Origin of the sequence: Maribacter stanieri (genome assembly GCF_900112245.1) — a bacterium.
GTDB lineage: Bacteria > Bacteroidota > Bacteroidia > Flavobacteriales > Flavobacteriaceae > Maribacter > Maribacter stanieri.
In genome coordinates, this window is record NZ_FOYX01000001.1 from 127,314 (window position 1) to 147,480 (window position 20,167).

General features: G+C 35.7%; 19 protein-coding genes and 1 tRNA gene. 11 read left to right on the forward strand and 9 right to left on the reverse strand.

Annotated elements, in window-relative coordinates:
• Position 1: 1 nt before the first annotated feature.
• Together BM296_RS00535 and BM296_RS00540 are read right to left on the reverse strand one after the other, a co-directional pair.
• Positions 2-2,563, reverse strand: a complete 2,562-nt coding sequence (locus BM296_RS00535; protein ID WP_091900613.1) for a circularly permuted type 2 ATP-grasp protein — start codon at positions 2,561-2,563, stop codon at positions 2-4.
• On the reverse strand, positions 2,563-5,889 hold the full coding sequence (locus tag BM296_RS00540) for a transglutaminase family protein (protein ID WP_091900615.1): 3,327 nt from the start codon (positions 5,887-5,889) through the stop codon (positions 2,563-2,565). The genes BM296_RS00535 and BM296_RS00540 overlap by 1 nt, the downstream gene beginning before the upstream one ends.
• Before the next feature lie 240 nt (positions 5,890-6,129).
• Here BM296_RS00540 and BM296_RS00545 point away from each other — a divergent pair, with 240 nt between their 5' ends.
• The 4 genes from BM296_RS00545 (at position 6,130) to BM296_RS00560 (ending at position 8,831) form a co-directional block, all read left to right on the forward strand.
• A complete protein-coding gene (locus BM296_RS00545; RefSeq protein ID WP_091900617.1) occupies positions 6,130-6,531 on the forward strand; it encodes an OsmC family protein in 402 nt (133 codons plus the stop codon).
• Between the two features lie 111 nt (positions 6,532-6,642).
• Positions 6,643-7,185, forward strand: a complete 543-nt coding sequence (locus BM296_RS00550; RefSeq protein WP_091900620.1) for a DUF4287 domain-containing protein — start codon at positions 6,643-6,645, stop codon at positions 7,183-7,185.
• Between the two features lie 79 nt (positions 7,186-7,264).
• Positions 7,265-8,155 carry a cation diffusion facilitator family transporter gene (locus tag BM296_RS00555; protein ID WP_091900622.1) on the forward strand — a complete coding sequence of 297 codons (891 nt, stop codon included), beginning with the start codon at positions 7,265-7,267 and terminating at the stop codon, positions 8,153-8,155.
• Positions 8,156-8,357: 202 nt separating this feature from the next.
• Positions 8,358-8,831 (forward strand): DUF305 domain-containing protein, encoded by a 474-nt coding sequence (locus BM296_RS00560; RefSeq protein WP_091900624.1) that lies wholly within the window; start codon positions 8,358-8,360, stop codon positions 8,829-8,831.
• Between the two features lie 29 nt (positions 8,832-8,860).
• Here the strand turns inward: BM296_RS00560 and BM296_RS00565 are convergent, their stop codons facing one another.
• From BM296_RS00565 to BM296_RS00585, 5 genes are all read right to left on the reverse strand, one after another.
• On the reverse strand, positions 8,861-9,751 hold the full coding sequence (locus BM296_RS00565) for a flavin reductase family protein (protein WP_091900626.1): 891 nt from the start codon (positions 9,749-9,751) through the stop codon (positions 8,861-8,863).
• Positions 9,752-9,782: 31 nt separating this feature from the next.
• Positions 9,783-11,018, reverse strand: coding sequence for a fumarylacetoacetase (fahA, locus tag BM296_RS00570; RefSeq protein WP_091902911.1), 1,236 nt, complete (start codon positions 11,016-11,018; stop codon positions 9,783-9,785).
• Positions 11,019-11,035: 17 nt separating this feature from the next.
• Complete coding sequence (locus BM296_RS00575; RefSeq protein WP_091900628.1) at positions 11,036-12,190, reverse strand: homogentisate 1,2-dioxygenase; 1,155 nt, start codon at positions 12,188-12,190, stop codon at positions 11,036-11,038.
• A gap of 162 nt (positions 12,191-12,352) precedes the next feature.
• Positions 12,353-13,483, reverse strand: a complete 1,131-nt coding sequence (hppD, locus tag BM296_RS00580; RefSeq protein WP_091900630.1) for a 4-hydroxyphenylpyruvate dioxygenase — start codon at positions 13,481-13,483, stop codon at positions 12,353-12,355.
• Positions 13,484-13,545: 62 nt separating this feature from the next.
• Positions 13,546-14,652, reverse strand: coding sequence for a pyridoxal phosphate-dependent aminotransferase (locus BM296_RS00585; RefSeq protein ID WP_091900632.1), 1,107 nt, complete (start codon positions 14,650-14,652; stop codon positions 13,546-13,548).
• 119 nt (positions 14,653-14,771) lie between these two features.
• Between BM296_RS00585 and BM296_RS00590 the strand changes: the two genes are divergently transcribed.
• The 3 genes from BM296_RS00590 to BM296_RS00600 all read left to right on the forward strand — a co-directional run bounded on the left by BM296_RS00590 (position 14,772) and on the right by BM296_RS00600 (position 15,964).
• Positions 14,772-15,218, forward strand: a complete 447-nt coding sequence (locus BM296_RS00590; RefSeq protein ID WP_027066097.1) for a MarR family winged helix-turn-helix transcriptional regulator — start codon at positions 14,772-14,774, stop codon at positions 15,216-15,218.
• 104 nt (positions 15,219-15,322) lie between these two features.
• Positions 15,323-15,396: transfer RNA gene (locus BM296_RS00595), tRNA-Arg, on the forward strand.
• A 136-nt stretch (positions 15,397-15,532) separates the two neighbouring features.
• On the forward strand, positions 15,533-15,964 hold the full coding sequence (locus BM296_RS00600; RefSeq protein WP_051638226.1) for a BLUF domain-containing protein: 432 nt from the start codon (positions 15,533-15,535) through the stop codon (positions 15,962-15,964).
• A gap of 34 nt (positions 15,965-15,998) precedes the next feature.
• On the opposite strand, the gene BM296_RS00605 is transcribed toward BM296_RS00600, so the two are convergent.
• On the reverse strand, positions 15,999-16,535 hold the full coding sequence (locus BM296_RS00605) for a hypothetical protein (RefSeq protein ID WP_036146020.1): 537 nt from the start codon (positions 16,533-16,535) through the stop codon (positions 15,999-16,001).
• A gap of 44 nt (positions 16,536-16,579) precedes the next feature.
• A complete protein-coding gene (locus BM296_RS00610; protein WP_091900634.1) occupies positions 16,580-17,029 on the reverse strand; it encodes a DUF6789 family protein in 450 nt (149 codons plus the stop codon).
• A gap of 220 nt (positions 17,030-17,249) precedes the next feature.
• Between BM296_RS00610 and BM296_RS00615 the strand changes: the two genes are divergently transcribed.
• The 4 genes from BM296_RS00615 to BM296_RS00635 all read left to right on the forward strand — a co-directional run bounded on the left by BM296_RS00615 (position 17,250) and on the right by BM296_RS00635 (position 19,994).
• A complete protein-coding gene (locus BM296_RS00615; protein ID WP_027066094.1) occupies positions 17,250-17,504 on the forward strand; it encodes an SWEET family sugar transporter in 255 nt (84 codons plus the stop codon).
• Between the two features lie 131 nt (positions 17,505-17,635).
• Positions 17,636-18,157, forward strand: coding sequence for a DUF421 domain-containing protein (locus tag BM296_RS00620; protein ID WP_027066093.1), 522 nt, complete (start codon positions 17,636-17,638; stop codon positions 18,155-18,157).
• A gap of 522 nt (positions 18,158-18,679) precedes the next feature.
• Entirely contained in the window at positions 18,680-19,537 is an 858-nt protein-coding gene (locus BM296_RS00630; RefSeq protein WP_091900636.1) for an SDR family oxidoreductase, read from the forward strand.
• 16 nt (positions 19,538-19,553) lie between these two features.
• Positions 19,554-19,994 carry a response regulator gene (locus BM296_RS00635; RefSeq protein WP_091900638.1) on the forward strand — a complete coding sequence of 147 codons (441 nt, stop codon included), beginning with the start codon at positions 19,554-19,556 and terminating at the stop codon, positions 19,992-19,994.
• The last annotated feature ends 173 nt before the right edge of the window (positions 19,995-20,167 follow it).

The following is a 20,167-nucleotide window of genomic DNA, read 5'->3' on the forward strand; positions in this document are numbered from 1 at the left end:
ATCAAATAGGAAAAGACTGCGTAAACAATTGGGTCTGCTTGTCTGTATGATTGAAATAGGTATTGGAAATGGACTGCGATGCCTTATACAACAAATCTGAAAGCTCCTCTAAAAGCGTATCTAATTCTTCTCGTTTAAAATCTGTTTCTGATTTTGTCATTGCCAACTTTGTAGACTCTGCCAACCTCAACTTAGAAAATGCCTCGAAAATATACTTTTGATAATTATTTAATTGATGGTCATGTTTAGAATGTGGCAAACGTGCAATATCTTTTTGAATTCTATTAATCATAAAGGTCAACGAACGTGCATAATCCAAATCTAACACTACCAAATCTAACACATGTGCCAACTCTATATGAGAGCGATAACTGTATCTATAAATATTTAAGCTTTCATGACTGGTCAATAAATATTCTAGCAGATCATACTCAACCTGCTCATCATACTTTATTGTCAACAAGGCTCTGCATTTGGTAATATTTAAAGTGCTTTGCTCTAATTGTAAGCCTATAAAGTATAATAACAAACCTTGTTGTACCATAATGCTTTCTTCAATCAATCCCATAAATGCAATTAAGCGGGTAATTAATTGATTCAACACTTTTAAAATTTTATTGATTGAATGGTCTTCACCTTCTACCAAGGCATTCCATAGTTTCTGAATATTCTCAAACACGCGCCACATGTCTGATGACCAAAGATTACGAATGGAGTAATAGGAATTACTGAACATACTAATGGTATGTGCCAAACTACCTATTCTATTTTTATCTAAAATAACGGATAGCATCTCTTCATACGGATTGTCCATTGCCAGATTACCGTTCTTATCCTTTTCTATAAAACCTGGGTATGTACCCGTTAACTGAGTAACTGCTTTAAACAGTACTTTAAGCTTCTCAGAATCTGGCTTTTCATCTCTGTTCTGCACTATTGCCATTTGGCGCATTACCGTACGCAGAAATCGTGCATTGACCAATGTACGACCTACATAACGACCTGCCCAATATAAATTCTCTGCTGTTAAGCTTGGTAGATCATCAAGACCAGAAATAGCTATCGATGATTTCTTTTGCCAATGCCTGTTTTTGTCTTCTTTTATTTCTGCATCATCCAAAATCCAAAAATCTTTACTTGTACCGCCTCTTTGGTTTGAAACTCTTACGGTTTCACCATCGGGTGCTACTCGTACCAAACCGCCAGGCATAACAGAATATTCACCTTTTGATGCGATACAAAATGATCTAGCGACCACATTTCTAGGTTCTAGTTTATCTTTGGAAAGATTAGGTGCGGTTGAAAAATTAATTCGCTCTTGCGCAACAAAACGATAAGGGCGCTCTATAATAACTTTTTTAAGCTCTTCTAATTCTTTAGCGCTCATTTGCTCACAAAAGTATATACTCTCTCTATTGGTGCGATCTATTCTCTTTATTACCAATTCAGATATATGCTCTAGCACATAGTTTCTTTCTTTCACTTGCCCACACCACCACGACGCAATCTGAGGTAATTTTAATTCTTCCTCCAAAAAATACTTTGCAATTGCAGGCATAAAAGGAATCAATCCTGGATTTTCAATTACTCCGCTACCAATAGGGTTAATGACAGCTACATTTTTTCTTCGTACTACATCTAGCAATCCGGCAACGCCCAAATGGGAATCTTCACGCAATTCTAACGGATCTGTAAACGCATCGTCTACCCTACGTAAAACCACATCTATCTGCTTTAAACCTTGCAATGATTTCATCCACAGAAAACCATCTCGCACTACCAAATCATTACCCTGAACTAACGGGTAGCCTAAGAACGAAGCCATATAGGCATGCTCAAAATACGTTTCGTTGTGCGAACCGGGAGTTAATATTACAATTGTTGGATTCTCTTTTTTACCTGGTGCCGCATCAATAAGCATTTGATTGAATTCTTGAAAGAAGCCAGACAATCGATTTACCTTCATTTCGGCGTACATATCTGACAGAATTCTACTTGTAGTAGATCTATTCTCCAATGCATACCCCATACCTGAAGGTGCTTCTGTACGATCATTTACTACCCACAATCGCCCATCTGTACCACGGCAAAGATCTGCTGCATAAATGGATAGATACTGTTCTAATTTAAGTTCCATACCAGAACATTGCCTTAGAAAACCACGGTGACCATAAATAACTTCATAGGGCACAATGCCATTTTTTATCAGCTTTCGTTCGCCATAGACATCTTTAAGAACCAAATTGAGCAGTTCTGCCCTTTGCTTTAAGCCTACCTCTACTTTTGTCCACTCATCTTGGTGCAACATAAAAGGAACCACGTTCAGATTCCAAGGTCTGTGCATCCCTTTTGGGTCATTATATACATTATAGGTGACACCGTTCTCTGATAACAACCAGTCAATATCTTTTTGACGGGCGGTCAATCCTGTTATTCCTAAAGTGTCAAATTCGGTTAATAATTTATTCCAATAGGGCTTCATTCCACTGTTCAATGAATACATTTCATCATTGCCCTTTTGGGTATCATAATTATTAAACCCGCTGGTTTTCGTTGTTGGCATTACTTTTTTCGTAAATCGGTTACATGTGGATATTCAGGATTGACTGGCATTTCCTTATACACAAATGTATTTGAACCTGACTTAGGTTTTACCATTCTACCTTTAAAATTTGTTGTAGCGACCAATTCTTTCGGTGTTTCTTCATCTTGGGTCAAGCCAATATCCCAAAACCTATTTATTCTTCGTGATTCCGCCTCAAGACTGTTTATAGGGTAATTATCATAGGAAAGTCCGCCAGGGTGTGCCACAAAATAAGTACATCCTCCAATAGACTTTTGATTCCAATCATCTACAATATCAAATACCAATGGGGTATCTACACCAATAGTTGGATGTAACGCCGACCAAGGGTCCCAAGCTTTAAAGCGCACACCTGCCACATATTCACCTTTTGTTCCGGTCGGACTAAGGTCTACTTTAATTCCGTTACAGGTCAGCGAATACCTTTCTAAAATGAAATTGTTAAGTTTTACCTGAATGCGTTCTAATGAAGAATCTACATAACGCGAAGTACCTCGCCCAGTCATTTCCTCACCCAATACATTCCAAGGTTCTATGGCCATACGAAGTTCTAATTGCATCGCATTTATTTCTACCATGCCATATAATGGAAAACGGAATTCGAAAAACGGGTCGAACCAATCTAACTTAAACGGATAACCCGCATCGTTTAATTGCCCAACAATATCTTTTATATCTTCTTTTACGTAATGCTCTAACAAAAATTTATCATGTAGTTCAGAACCCCAACGCACCAACTTATGCTTATAGGGCTTTTTCCAAAACCAAGATACCAATGTACGCACCAACAACATTTGCATTAAGCTCATTTGTGCGTGTGGCGGCATATCGAATGCTCGAAGTTCTAATATTCCCAACCTACCTGAAGAAGAATCTGGGGAATATAATTTATCGATACAAAATTCGGCCCTATGTGTGTTTCCTGTAATATCGGTCAGTAAATGACGAAACAACCTATCGGTCAACCAAAATGGCACTTCTTTATCGTCGGGTATTTGCGAAAATGCAATCTCTAACTCATACAAGTTTTCTAATCTAGTCTCGTCGACTCGTGGCGCTTGACTAGTTGGCCCTATAAATGCTCCTGAAAATAAATACGATAACCCAGGGTGATGCTGCCAAAAGGTCAATAAACTTCGCAGTAATTGTGGATTACGCAATAGCGGACTGTCTGCAGGAGAAACCCCGCCCAAGGTTACGTGATTTCCACCTCCTGTACCGGTATGCTTACCATCTAGCATAAATTTCTCAGTACCTAAACGTGCTTTTTTAGCTTCGGCATAAAGCGTCAATGTATTGTCGGTTAGCTCTTGCCAGTTGTTTGCCGGATGAACATTTATTTCAATAACCCCAGGGTCAGGTGTAACTTTCAATACTTCTAATCGATTATCGCGTGGCGGCTCGTACCCCTCTAAAATAACTGGGGTCTTCAGTTTTTTAGCAGTTGCCTCGATACTCGCAACCAAATCTAAAAAGTCTTCTGCGCTATCTAAAGGAGGCAGGTACAAGTATAATTTATCTTCTCGAACCTCTGCACAAATCGCCGTACGTACAAAAGGTTGATTTTTGAGATTTCTTGTTGCATTTTTCCTTCTTCTTCTTCGCTTTAAATCGATGCCATAGGCTGGTAAATCAGGTCGTTTCTCAAAAAGTTCTGGCTCGGCAGTAGGTTCAGAAGGAATTTCAGGATTTTTTGGTAAAGAGTCTAATGGTAATCGAAGCCCTATAGATGAATTACCAGGGGTCAACAATAAATGTTTACCTCTAAACTTCCATTGATTGGTAATCCATTTGCCTTCTTTTTTCACTAAAGGAAATACATGACCTACAGCTTTGCCAATACCTTGCTCTAAAATATCACCCAACTTACGACGCAGGTGCGTATCGTTCTTATTATATTTTTTTGGATCTACATCAATAGGCAATTTACCTTCTTCCCATAAAAAGTAAAAAGCATCTTCGTAAGCAGGTATGACAGATTCATTATCTGCTCCTAAAAATTTAGCCAATGTATTCAAGAACGCTTCTGTAATATTTACAGGTAGTTTATATTTTTCTGCAAAGGATGCCAATAATTTCGGTTCTCTCCAAATTGGTTCTCCATCCTTACGCCAATGAATTCCTATCAACCAACGGGGTAATGGTTCACCAGGGTACCATTTTCCTTGGGCATGATGCAAGACTCCACCTTTACCGAACACATCCATTAATTGTAAAGACAATTTACTTGCCAACTTACGTTTGTGCTCACCATCGGCCTCGGTGTTCCACTCACCCGACTCCATATCGTCTACAGAAACAAATGTTGGTTCACCACCCATGGTTAATCGTACATCATTTGCCTGTAATTCATCTTCTACCACAAAGCCTAAATCATAAATGGCTTTCCATTGCTCTTCAGTATATGGTTTGGTAACCCGTGGAGATTCGAATATACGGGTAACGGAATTTTCAAATTCAAAAGTAGTTTCGGCAAAATCAGAAAATCCACTTACAGGCGCTGCACTTTCATAAGAGGGTGTACATGCTAAAGGTATGTGACCTTCACCCGCCAAAAGACCAGATGTTGCGTCTAAACCGATCCAGCCTGCTCCTGGCAAATACACTTCTGCCCACGCATGTAAATCAGTGAAATCTTCTTCAGGACCTGATGGACCATCTAATGATTTTTCGTCGGACTTCAATTGTACTAAATATCCAGAAACAAAACGTGAAGCCAAACCTAAATGACGCAGTGTCTGCACCAACAACCATGCATAATCTCTACATGAGCCTAATTTACTACTTAAGGTTTCTTCACAGGTCTGTACCCCTGGATCCATGCGTAAGGTATAGTTCAAAAAATTGTATAAATCGCTGTTCAAACCAATTAAAAAATCTATACTACGCTTAGGTGTCATATCAATTTTACCCAACCACTCTTTTAAAAGCGGACCACTTTCAACCTTCTCTAAATAGGGTAGTAATTCCTTTTTTAATTCTTCGGAATACGTAAAAGGAAATTCTTCAACAGCTTCTTCAACAAAGAAATCAAACGGATTAATCGTTTTTAGATCAGCAATGATCTCAACATCTACCGAAAGTTCTGTAGTCTTTTCTGGAAATACGATTCGTGCCAAATAATTTCCGAAAGGATCTTGTTGCCAATTAAAGAAATGATTCTCTGGTTTTATCTTTATTGAATACGATTCTATCGGAGTTCTACTATGTGGCGCAGGCCTCAATCTAAATATGTGTGGAGATAGGTTTATGCTTCTATCATAAATATATTTTGTCTTATGCTTAATTGCAACTTTTAACGCCATAGGTCGGTCTTATTTATGTCTTACCTAATATAAGCACTTATAATCATAAGTATGCTTTGTAAGAAGCTAATCATCAAATTTTTGTCCATAAAATAATTGATGTGCCATAAATTGATAGATTGATAATGTTTTACCCGATTATAATATTTTTATACAGTTCTGATCATACCATTTAAGAAAGAATTCATTCGTTCTTTTTTAGAAATATGGTAACTTGATAGTCAATCATAAAATATACCAATGAAGTATTCCATTTCCGCAAGTTCGACTTCAAAACAAAATGCCGCCCTCCATATTAAACAATCTGATATTGCTTTTGGAACTATTGCTGAATCATCGGATACGTTACCAAATCCAGCAGAATTATTTTTAGGTTCACTTGCTGCTTGTATTCTTAAAAATGTAGAGCGTTTCTCTGACTTTATGAATTTTGAATACACATCTGCTGAAATAAAAATAAGCGCTACTAGATTGGAAAAACCTCCAAGAATGGATGAAATCAATTATGAATTAATAATTAATAGTCAAGACAAAAGTATAAACCTGAACTTACTCAAAAAAAACATTGAAAAATTCGGAACTATTTTCAATACCGTATTAACCTCTTGCACTATTAATGGAAAAATTGAGATAGTATCCTGATTTAAAAATTGAGGTCTAAATCTGTTGAACATCAATTTCTGAAAAAGTTTTTATGGTTGAGAATAAATTTTAAAAATCGTAACTTATTTATCCGAATTTAAATGGACTAATATGGAAAAGGCACTGCAAACCATGATTGATAATATGCCCGAGAAAACCGGCAAGTCTTTAAATGAATGGAAATCTATTCTCAAAACAAAAACATTCGCTAAGCATTCTGAAGCTGTCAATTATCTTAAAAAAGAACATAATGTCACCCATGGTTTTGCGAATACCATAGTCACCTTGTCCAAAGAGAAAAACAATTCACCGGCTGATTTGGTCGACCAACAATATAAAGGCAAGGAAAACCTAATACCAATTTACGAAGCACTTTTAAACGTAGTAAAAAGTTTAGGTGGTGATGTTACTATTACTCCTAAAAAAACAACAGTAAGTATTATTCGCAAAAAACAATTTGCACTAATAAAACCTGCTACCAAAACCAGAATCGACCTCGGACTAAAAATTAAAGACAAGCCTACCACTGACCGACTAGAATCATCTGGACCGTTTGGTTCTATGTGTACCCACAGGGTTCAATTGATAGATGCGACCCAAGTTGATGCCGAGCTTAAAACCTGGCTCACTGAAGCATATAAAAAGGCAACATAAATTCGATTACCCTATCCAAAATATTCAATAAATACAGCTTATCACATATATTCACTTTCTGGTGTAGTACCTTTGCTTCATGAGCATTGAACAGACCGCAATTAAAACCACTTATTTCAGCATTATAGGGAATATATGCTTGGCTTTAATTAAAGGATTTGCTGGCTTTTTTGGCAATTCTTACGCCCTTATAGCAGATGCTATTGAATCTACTACAGATATATTTGCTTCCGTTTTAGTACTCTTAGGTTTTAAATATGCGGAAAGACCTGCAGATGAAAATCACCCATACGGACATGGAAAAATCGAACCTATTATCACATTTCTAGTTGTTGCTTTTTTGGTGATTTCCGCCACGGTAATCGCTTATGAGAGTATCGAAAATATTCAAATACCACATAAAGTTCCTAAACCATGGACATTGATTGTTTTAGGAATCATTATTCTATGGAAAGAAATCTCATACCGTGTAGTCATCAAAAAAAGCGAAGAAACCAACAGCACCTCTTTAAAAGCAGATGCGTGGCACCATAGAAGTGATGCGATTACCTCGATCATGGCTTTTATAGGAATTTCGATTGCTGTTATATTTGGTGAAGGTTATGAAACAGCAGATGATTGGGCCGCACTTATGGCATCGGGCTTTATTCTGTACAATAGCTACTTAATTCTAAGACCTGCTTTAGGAGAAATAATGGATGAACAACGGTATGATGACCTCTTAGAAGAAATACGTATTAAATCATTAGAAGTACCGGGTATTACAGGCACCGAAAAATGTTTTATTCGTAAAGCGGGAATGAAGTTTCATGTTGACTTGCACGCCATGGTAGACGGTAATATCTCGGTTACCAAAGGGCATGATATTGCACACCTATTACAAGACCATCTCAATAAAGAGATTCCTAACCTAGAACATGTGTTAATTCATATTGAACCTGATGATGCTACACATCAAGATTATTTTTAGCCTCCATACTACCAAATAGATTAGTCCATTAGAAAAATTTTGATGCTTTCCATAGAATTTCTAACACAAAGGATATCATTGTTTTTAATTGTTTGTCTCATTTTTTAAATTAAGGCATTGAAGAAACTCCTTTGGTTCACCCTTATGTATATGTCTTCTAAACCCGTATCACTTTTAAACGATAATAATTAACCAGAAATTTATGGAACATCCTGAAAAAAATGAAAACCAGAAATATACCACGTTTTTATTAATGTGTATTTGTTCTGGACTTTCCATGTATATAACCATGTATTTCAATACATATGAAATTAGCCATATTTATTTTAGCTGGACACGTTTATACATGACCCTAATTGGCGTTTCTGGCATGGCCATTATTATGTTCCTATTTATGCGTAAAATGTATACCAATAAAATAAAGAATATGACCATTGTAGGTGTAAGTTTATTAATAATAGGACTATCTACATTCTTGGTCAGAAATCAATTACCAATAAACGACATTGCATGGATGAAAGCAATGATTCCACATCATTCTATTGCAATACTTACAAGTACCAACGCCAATATCAATGACCCAGAGGTTCAAAAGCTGGCCGATGATATCATAAAAGCTCAAGAGCGCGAAATTATGCAAATGAAAGAAATGATCAAGAGGCTAGAGAATCAATAAACAAAATGTAAGCTACATTAAATGCCAGTTTATAGATGCAACAATGCTAAAGCATCTTCAGTTTTACCATCTGCTAACCACCGTTGCGCTAATTTGTGTATTTCTAAAACATCTTCAGCTCCATTTAAAATAGATTTTACCTCAGCGTGTTCTGTAATCTTGGCGATAGCTTCTTTAGTAGGCAATTCTTCTAAATTCCCTAATCTACCTAAATTATTGCCTGTTAGCACAACGCTATTTCGAACAGCTTCCGGTAGCATATCTACTCCTATTCCTTGGGTACGTATTGGTTTAGGTATTTCAAATAATGCATCACCATTTGCTCTGCAATACCAATTACCCCCCATGCGGGCAACTAAGTCTAATTTTGGAGTATCTAGATTTCCGTCAGCATCCAAAAACGCTTTCTTTACATGTATCTGTACCACTTTAGCTAGCACCAAGTTTCCTGCTCCGGGTCCGTCACCCAATGCTATTACTTGATCTACCACACACTCAAATGCTACAGGCGCCTCTCCAACTCTTGGCGGTTTTACCTTATCACTTGGCACTTGAGTCAATCCGGCTTTTACAAATTCGTTTACACCATCGCCATATTCGGTACTTGACAATGACATTTGCTCTACCATATCATAATTCACGATATTGATAACCGTTTCTTTTACCTCCAACACATTCTCTAATGTATGCTTCGTAGTATTGTCACGACCTCTTCTAGAAGGGGAGAAAATCATGATTGGCGGATTTACACTAAACAGGTTAAAATAACTGAACGGACTCAAATTTACATTGCCATCTTTATCAATCGTACTTGCAAAACAAATAGGTCTTGGCGCTACGGCAGATAATAAATACCCGTGTAATTCTTGTTGAGAAATACTGTTTGGATCTATAGAATTGATTTCCTCGTTCTTTGACATGTGTTATTCTTCTATTTTGTAAAGTATTCTTTTATTTACTTGGCAATATTGTTCCGGTTACTTGGCCAAAACCCACTCTCTTTCCGTCTTTTTCTGCAAAACCTCGCATAGTTACGGTATCATTATCTTCTATAAAAGTACGTTTGCTACCATCTTTTAATTCAAATGGTTTTTTACCGCCCCAAGAAATTTCTAATAATGATCCGTATGAACTTTCGTCTTTGCCAGATATAGTACCCGATGCCATTACATCGCCTACATTCAAATTACATCCGTTTACGGTATGGTGCGCCAACTGCTGCATCATATTCCAATACATGTATTTGAAGTTAGATCTACTAATGGTTGTTTCGCTACTCGATTCCGAAGACATCCCCACTTCTAACTGTATATCGTAATTATGCTCTCCTTCGTATTTTAAATAAGATAGCACCTCTGGTTGTTGTTCAGGACCTTGAACTTTGAATGGTTCTAAGGCTTCTAAAGTAACAATCCATGGAGACATAGATGATGCAAAGCTTTTCCCTAAAAACGGACCTAAAGGCACATATTCCCACTTCTGAATATCTCTAGCAGACCAGTCATTGAACAGTACTAATCCGAAAATATGTTCAGCAGCTTGTTTTGTAGAAACTCGTTCGCCTAGTTCGGTACTTTTACCTACTACAAAACCCATTTCCAATTCAAAATCTAAATTGCCTGAAGTTTTGAAAACCGGCACTTCCATATCATTGGTTTTCACTTGCCCCATCGGTCTGTGAATATCAGTACCGCTCACTACAATTGATGATGCACGACCATGATACCCTACCGGAATATGCCTCCAATTTGACAACAAAGCGTTTTCTGGATCACGAAACATTTTACCCACATTGGTAGCATGCTCTATACTTGAATAGAAATCGGTATAATCACCCACATGAACTGGCAAATGCATTTTTGCATCTTTTTGACTAACAAAAACTTCTGAATGATTTTTTAATGGTGAGTTTTCAATGGTCAATAATCGTTGCACATCTAAACGGACTTTATTTGTGATTTTCTTTCCTAGGGAAATAAATTCATTTAAAGTTTTTTGTTTAAAATATGATGCATCAACAGAGATTAAACCCAACTCTGAAATTGCCTCTAAATCAACAATCAGCTCCCCAATAGCTATGCCTGCTTTTGGGGCATCACCATTAACAGAGAATATTCCAAAAGGAAGATTATAAATTGAAAAATCTGAATTATGGGGTACAGTGACCCATGTTTTTAGTGTTGTCAAGTGCTTACTTATTTCTGTTACAACCAAGATTGATAATAATCTCCATCATCTAATTTCATTGCATTTTCCGTAACCATTAAAGGTTTAAAAGTATCTATCATTACAGCTAGTTCTTCAGACCCTTTTTGCCCTATACTACGCTCAGCCGCACCTGGGTGTGGACCATGAGGTATACCTGCCGGATGCAAAGAAATATTACCTGGCTGCACTCCATTCCTACTCATAAAATCTCCATCAACATAATACAGCATTTCATCAGAATCTATGTTCGAATGATTATAAGGTGCCGGTATCGACAGTGGATGATAGTCATACAACCTTGGGACAAAAGAGCAAATCACAAAAGCATTTGTCTCAAATGTTTGATGTACTGGTGGCGGTTGGTGAATTTTACCGGTAATAGGTTCAAAGTTGTGAATGGAAAATCCGTACGGAAAATTATAACCATCCCAACCTACTACATCAAAAGGATGCCCAATGTAGACCATTTCATGCATGACACCTTGCTTCTTCACTTTTATCAAGTGCTCATCGGTATCGGTAAACGTTTCTAAATCTTGCGGCAGTTTATAATCGCGCTCACAAAACGGAGAATGCTCTAATAACTGTCCGAACCAATTGCGGTATCTTTTAGGAGTGTAAATAGGAGAAAACGATTCTGCGTATAGAATGCGATTGTCTTCAGTATCAAAATCTATCTGATAAATAGTACCTCTGGGAATTATTAAATAATCGCCATACTCAAACGGAATCTGACCAAAAATAGTTCTTAGTATACCTGTACCTTTATGAATGAACAACATTTCATCGGCATCGGTATTCTTATAGAAATACTCGCGTAACGATTTTCTAGGGGCAGCTACGCCAATAATAATATCGCTATTCACCAAAAGTGGTTCTCTAGCTTCTAAAAAATCATCTTTTGCCGGAGCATTAAAACTCACTAATTTCAACGAACGTATATTCTTCTCCAAAGCAATTTTAGGAGAAACATCTGTACTCTTTAATATCTCCTTGACCATTGTTGGTCTATTATGGTGATATAATAAAGAGGACATACCATCAAAGCCAATAGTACCGAACAATTGTTCTGAATACAACTCTCCATCTGGTTTTCTAAACTGCGTATGTCGCTTAGGCGGCAACGCTCCTTGTTTATGATATATAGGCATATGAGTTCGTTTTAGTTGATGATCGAGATTATATACTTCGAGGTTTGCATCGAAATATCAAAAATACTTGGTAATAAGTACCTCGAGAACTAGCCTCGAGGTATTTATGATTACTTACTTTAAAAATAATCTATTTTAAGATTCTCAAGAAATCTGTTGAACTTATAAAGTTCCTCTTAATTCTTGCTCACGTTCAATAGCTTCAAATAATGCCTTGAAATTTCCTTTTCCAAAAGAAGTAGCTCCCTTTCTCTGAATAATTTCAAAAAACATAGTTGGTCTTGCTTGTACCGTTTTTGTAAAAATTTGCAATAAATATCCTTCATCATCACGATCAACCAAAATACCTAGCTTTCTTAATGATTCAATATCCTCATCAATTTCACCTACCCTTTCGGTCAATACATCATAATACGTAGTTGGTATGTTTAAGAACTCAACTCCTCTACTTTTAAGATCTGAAACCGTCTTTACAATATCGTCTGTTGCAACGGCAATATGCTGTACCCCTTCACCTTCGTAAAATTCTAAATACTCATCTACTTGAGATTTTTTCATACCTGGTGCCGGCTCGTTAATTGGGAACTTAATACGACCGTTACCGTTACTCATTACCTTACTCATTAATGCCGTAAAATCTGTAGAGATATCCTTATCGTCAAAAGACATAATTTGCTTAAAGCCCATAACATTGGCATAGAAATCTACCCAATAGTTCATTTTACCCTCGTGTACATTACCTACCATATGATCCACAAATTTCAAACCTGTAGATGTTGGTTGGTAATCACATTCCCATTTTTGGTATCCTGGTAAAAATGTACCATTATAATCTTTACGCTCAACAAAAATATGAACTACCTCACCGTAAGAGTAGATACCAGAAGTAACCACCTTACCATGTTCATCTTTCTCCGTCTTAGGCTCCATATAACTTTTGGCTCCTCTTTTCATAGCCTCTTCATAAGCATATGTAGCATCATCTACCCAAAGTGCAGTAACTTTTACTCCGTCACCATGTTTATCAATATGTCTACCTACATCAGTACCACTTTTAAGCGGAGATGTCAATACCAATCTTATCTTATCTTGCTCTATCACATAAGATTCAAATTCTCTACTACCAGTCTCTAAACCTTTATACGCTAAAGATTTAAACCCGAAAGCTGTCTTATAATAATGTGCTGCTTGTTTAGAGTTACTTACGTACAATTCTAAATAATCTGTACCATTGATAGGCATAAAATCTTGTGCCTCTTTGTGTTTGTTCTCTGCTTTTGTTGCTGTTGACATAGTGTTGAGTTTTATTTTTGTTTTATTAATTGTTGCTTCTGCAACATATATTGTAAAAAAAATTATACTGTTGTCGTTTGGGTTTTCATTAAAACTTCTAAAGCAGCTAACAATGCTTTATTAGCTTCTCTGATTCCAAATGAGATACGTACTTTACCTGGAGCTCCAAAATTACCTACAGGGCGTACCATAATACCACGCTGCTCTAAGAATGAGGTAAATTCCATATCATTGATTGGCGGATCTATTAGTACGAAATTACCTTGTGCAGGCCAGTATTTAATATTCAAAGCATCAAGTCCGTTCAAAACAAAGGTTCTTTCTTCTTTTACCAATGCAACGGTCTTGTTTACAAAATCTACATCTTCCAATGCTGCAATTGCCCCTTCCAATGCCAATGAAGACAACAAAAATGGCTTACAGATTCTTCTCATATAATTACTGATCTCTAATGGAGCATAGCAATACCCTACGCGTAAACCTGCCAAACCATAGGTCTTTGAAAAACTATTTATAGCAATTACATTTTTGCCTTCTACCACAAACGGCAAACCTGATGTGTAATCTTCTGCATCAGCAAAATGTCTATACACTTCATCTAACACTAAAATTACATGCTCTGGTAACTTTTCAATGAAGCTTCGCAACTCTGCCATAGGAATGTAATTTCCTGAAGGATTATTTGGAGAAGCAAGAAATACCAATTTCGTTTTATCGGTAATTGCGGCTAGAATACCATCTAAATTATAATCATAATTTTCGGTCATTGGCACATTAATTGCCTTTGCCCCCATCCAACGCGTAAAAGCTGTATAAGGAAGAAAACATGGCTGACTCACAATTACCTCATCGTTTTCGTTCAAAAATGCCTTCGAAATCATATCAATAATTTCTGAACCACTATTTGCCGTAATGAAATTATCTGCAGTCAACACTCCGTCAAAATCCTTTACTAATGCTTCTCGCAATCTGATATCTGTGTTATCCGGATAAAAACTTAAATCATCTAGTGCTTTTGCTAATGCTTTTTTCACTTTTGGAGAATACCCTAGCGGATTCTCATTAGACGAAAGCTTGTGTACCGTAACGCCATCGGGCATTACAATTTTCTTACCACCACCTTTGTAAGTGCTATCTTCTAATATATATTTCTTGAAACTTAGTTGCATATATTTCTACTTTAGACCATTTTACCCTATGTAAAAATACAATTATTTTTTAATATTGTTGCATTAACAACAATATTAACGATAAACTCCTTTACTTTTGGAAGAATAACATATGATGTATGGACAGGACCGAAGGATTTGGAGTATATATAGACCGTACTCTTAAAAAAGTACAGAGCACCTTTTTACAAGTGTTTGCCGAAAACAATATTGATTTAACTATTGAACAATGGGTCATATTACAACGTGTACATTTAGAAGGCAAAGATGCTTCACAGGCAGATATTGCCAAATCTAATTTTAGAAATAGGGCAACAACATCTAGGGTTATTAGCGGACTTTGCAAAAAAGGACTGTTAAGAAAGTCTAGATTTAGGGATGATCAAAAAAGATATAAGTTGGTAATCACCGAAGAGGGATCTGCACTCATCAAGCAGGTGATGCCATTTATTAAAGACTTAAGAAGAGTTAGTACGCTGGGAATCACCGAAGAAGAATTTGAAATATTCTACAAAGTACTTGATCAGCTATGGGAAAATTTCGATCAATACGAGGGGCGTTCATAGCCGTAAATTGGCATATTAAAGAAATAATTAAATTTTTGTTGATTTTGGTTTTACCAGTCTATAAAAATCACTAAGTTTGCACCCACATTTGAAAAAATGGTGTCGGTCGCATAGCTCAGCTGGATAGAGCATCTGCCTTCTAAGCAGACGGTCGGAGGTTCGAATCCTCCTGCGATCACTCTGAAGCCCCTTTTAGGGGCTTTTTTGTTTTTAGTACTTTCCTCTTACATTCATTTTCTTCACTTATCTGCCTATCTATAGAGTTACTTTAACATTTTTATTATTTTTACCAATTAAGAAAAAATTCATTTTAGATGTATACTTTGACTTATGAATCTGTCGCTACTGAAACACTTAAAAGCTTTGAAATGGAAGAGCTTCTTGAGAAGGCGCGTGAGAACAATATGCGTGATGATATTACAGGTTGTCTAATCTATTACAAAGGTGGATTTGTACAGTTGCTTGAGGGCGATAAAGAAAAGATTGAAGCTCTCTACGCTAAAATTGAGATAGATCCACGCCATAAGAATGTCACAATTTTCTCAGAGGATGAAATAAGTAAGCGAACTTTCCCAAACTGGGGCATGGCCTACTACCCAATTAATGAGAATAATACCAACCAATATGAGTACGAACAGTTTAAAAGAAATCTAATTCTTTTATCTGATCTAGTTGAACCTACCAATATTACCTCAAAACAATTCTGGAAAAAAATTAAAACCATGATTGCGGAGCCACCAATGTAAAGATTGGTATTTAACGACATTTGGTTTTATAATATTACTCGTCATTATCATCATCATCTTGTTGAATTAATGGGTGATCAGTTTTGCCCAACCCTATAATTTTAATAATATTAATTATGGTATTGTAAAGCATTAGCACTACCACTATTAATGCAGAACTCAATATTGCACTTACCGCTATAGTTACATAGTAGATGAAATCAAACCAATTCTCTGGAATGTTTTCACTCTCTGTAACAGGTAAATTGAATACCAAAAAGAAAAGTAACGATGCAATAAAAATAGCCGTATCCAACTTTGCTATTTGCATAATATGCATGTAATGATCATTTTTTAATGTTGAATTAGTTCCTGAACTAACACCTAACAAGGTCAACATTAAAGCTAGAATAGTAGCCGAAGCTAATACGATGGTATTACACAAGGTGTTTAAACCTGTTAAACTAGACTTGATCAGAACTTTTGCCTCATAACCACTTAAATTGCCTAACATAAAAGTACCCAACCCTATAAATCCTAAAGAAATAATTCCTCCTATTATTGCCCTCTTTGTGTATCCTGATATTTTCATGATTAATTATTATTAATGGTTGATTGAAAATCGACTATTACCTACTAATTCTTGAATATGAATCTGATAAACACCCAGGTTACCACTACCCCAAAAACTACATGAGCTACTACTAACTGAACAAAAAAGGAATACCAATTAATTTCAGGTGGTTTAGAATGGCAATTCTTCATAATTAACCATCCTGCTATACCAATTATTCCCAAAACAAATCCAAGAACTATTCCTAACCATAGACTTATATAATTAGAGATATACATGTAATAGAAGTAGAGCATTGCAGCCATACAAATGCCAATAGTAAAATGGAATATCCATCCCAAAAAATTATTCTTCTGAATATTTGAATTTGAAAACTTAGAACGATCTAAAAGACCATTCAACAAATGGGCTTCATTAAACTTTGATCCAGTCAATAATTCTAAAATATGACTAAAAACAGTCATCATAAACGTACCTAAAATTCCCGAAAAAAATATCTTCAAAACTTCCATAGTACATATTAAATTAAACAGTTATAGTTATGAAAATTAGTGAATTAACTACTTAATTCATCGAACAATATTTATTGCGCAAACAATTCATTTGAATGGATTATTTTTTGAATGAACCTAACGCTTTTTACATCTCATTAGTTTTTATTTTGCAGTAGGCATGAAGTATTGTCCGCAACTATTTAACAACTACAAAAACCAATTACTAATTAAAATTTTTATGGAAGAACTAATAGGAACTTTAGCAGGAATATTTACTACGGTAGCCGCTGTACCGCAAATATTCAAAGCATGGAAAACTAAAAAAGTAGATGATGTTTCTCCCAAAATGTTTTTAGTATTAACACTAGGCGTTGCACTGTGGACAGTTTATGGCATCTTAAAAGCAGATACCCCCATTATTATAACAAACGGAATTTCAACTATATTGAATAGCACTATGTTATTTCTAATTCTAAAATTTCGAAATACTTAAAAATTGCATTATTAGCTATTCTCGCCTATATCAGGTGGGTTAAACATTGCATTATATGGACAAATGGAAGTGGTCAATATTCTCAAACTTTGCAAAGTGAACAATTTTTCTCACTTAAAACTATCAAAAAAATGAAAGAACTATTCAACACCTCTTGGGAAACAGCAATGCTAATTATACTTAGCACTCTAGGTATTTATACTGCGGTTATATTATTTACCAGAATAAGTGGCAAACGTAGTTTTTCAAAGATGTCAAGCTTTGATTTTGCGATGACAGTTGCCATAGGCTCCATAGTTGCCTCAACGATTTTATCCTCTTCGGTAAAATTGATCGAAGGTGTTTTAGGTTTGGGTGTGGTTTATTTAATACAATCTATTATTGCGTTTGCGCGTAGAAATAAGACCGTTCAAAAAATAGTTGACAACTCTCCATTATTATTAATGGACGGTAATGAAATTATCTCTTCCAATTTAATAAAGGCAAAAGTGACTGAAGGCGATTTACGTTCAAAATTAAGAGAAGCGAATGTAACCGAGCTTAGCCAAATAAAAGCAGTAATTTTTGAAACTACCGGTGATATTTCTGTACTACACAAAGAGGACAATAATCCTATTGACCTTTGGTTAATGAAAGATGTAAAAAGAAATTAATGTCTATAGAAAATTCTTTAAAACAAATCAATATTTATTTTTAAAATCTCAACTTCTCAATACTTCTAGCTCTTTTGCTTTTACGTTCATCTTCTAATTAAAAGAGCAAATCAATTGTGTTTTCAAATTATAATTTCATGGTTCAAAACATAGAACTAAAAATTAAAATTATGATTTCTAAATATCAAAATTGTATAGACGCGTGCCAACAGTGCTTTATTGATTGTCAAAACTGTATTGTAAATATGGTTGGTAAAAGTAGTATGAACGATTGTCCTAATTGCTGTATTGAATGTGTTGATATTTGTTTATCCACTATTAAACTTTTAATTGCCGATAGCAAATTCGCTACTAAACAGGCCGAGTTATGTGCAGAAATATGCGAATGGTGTGCTCAACAATGTCAAGAGCACGACCATGAACACTGTAAAATTTGCGCAGAGTCATGTCTTACATGTGCAGCAGAATGTAGAAAATTGGCAGCCTAATTGAATACTAAGAATCCCGTATAAATCTATAGAAATGAAAGATATCCAAATTAAAAAAAGTGAGGAACAATCTTCCCAACCTGGACAAGAAAATAAAATGACACCAGAACCAATTTCCATTCGCGATAATTATAATGGAAGTGATAAATTAAAAGACAAAGTAGTTCTTTTAACCGGTGGTGATAGCGGCATAGGCAAAAGTATTGCTTTACACTTTGCAAGAGAAGGAGCCCACTTAGCAATTATTTATCTAAGTGAAGATGACGACGCTAGACAAACCATGGCTGAAATTGAAAATGAAGGCACAAGATGTTTATTACTTAAAGGCGATATTAAAGATGAGGAATTTTGTAAAAAGGCGGTCAATGAAACCATTTCACATTATGGCAGCTTAAACTGCGTTATAAACAATGCTGCAATGCAATTCCCAGCAGAACATATAGAAGAGATAACCTCAGCAAACCTACACACTACTTTTGAAACGAATATCTATCCTTATTTCTATATCGTAAAGGCAGCCATTGGTTTTTTAAATGAAAACGATACTATCATAAACACAACATCTGTAACCGCATATAGAGGATCTGAGCATTTAATAGATTATGCCAGCACCAAAGGGGCCATTGTTTCCTTTACGAGAAGCCTGTCTAAATCATTAGCTAAAAAAGGTATACGGGTCAATGCAGTTGCTCCTGGTCCTATTTGGACACCACTAATACCAGCAACATTTAATGGTGAGGATTTAGAAAACTTTGGAAAAGATGTGCCTTTAGGCAGACCGGGACAACCAGCTGAAGTAGCTCCTGCTTACGTATACCTAGCAAGTCAAGATAGTAGTTATATGACAGGACAGGTTTTACATGTTAATGGCGGAGAAATAATTGGTGGATAATTTATAATGGGATAAGATGAAAGCGAATGAAACCTTTTGCATTTACATGGCTGAAGACGATATGGATGATCAACAAATATTCAAGGACGCCATTTCAAGTATAGATAAGGATTTAAAACTTACCATATTCTCTGACGGCGTAGCTTTACTAGAGGCTCTTAACAATAAGAAACATAAACCAAATGTTATCTTTTTAGATTTGTATATGCCCAAAATGAATGGCGAAGAAACACTATTAAAAATAAGGCAAAATTCAATTTTAGATAGAATTCCCGTAGTCATATTCTCAAATGAATATAATATAGACCACATATCCGATTTGTTTGAATATGGTGCAAATAGATACTTACACAAACCTAATTCGTTTCAAACATTAACAACAGCACTTAATAGAACTATTGAATCTATAAAAAATAACACTTTAGGAGGCACTGCAATAATTAAATACGCAGAATAAACATTTGCCAATCAAATTTAGAATGGTCGTTAATATAATTCAGGGTGTAATATTGAACTCTTGAATACGTTAATCTATTAGTGATTGAGCTATTTTTAAAACCAATCGCATTACAGTTAAGGCACATTTACCTATACCTTGCAGTTAGATTTTAACATATTTTTTTAAATATT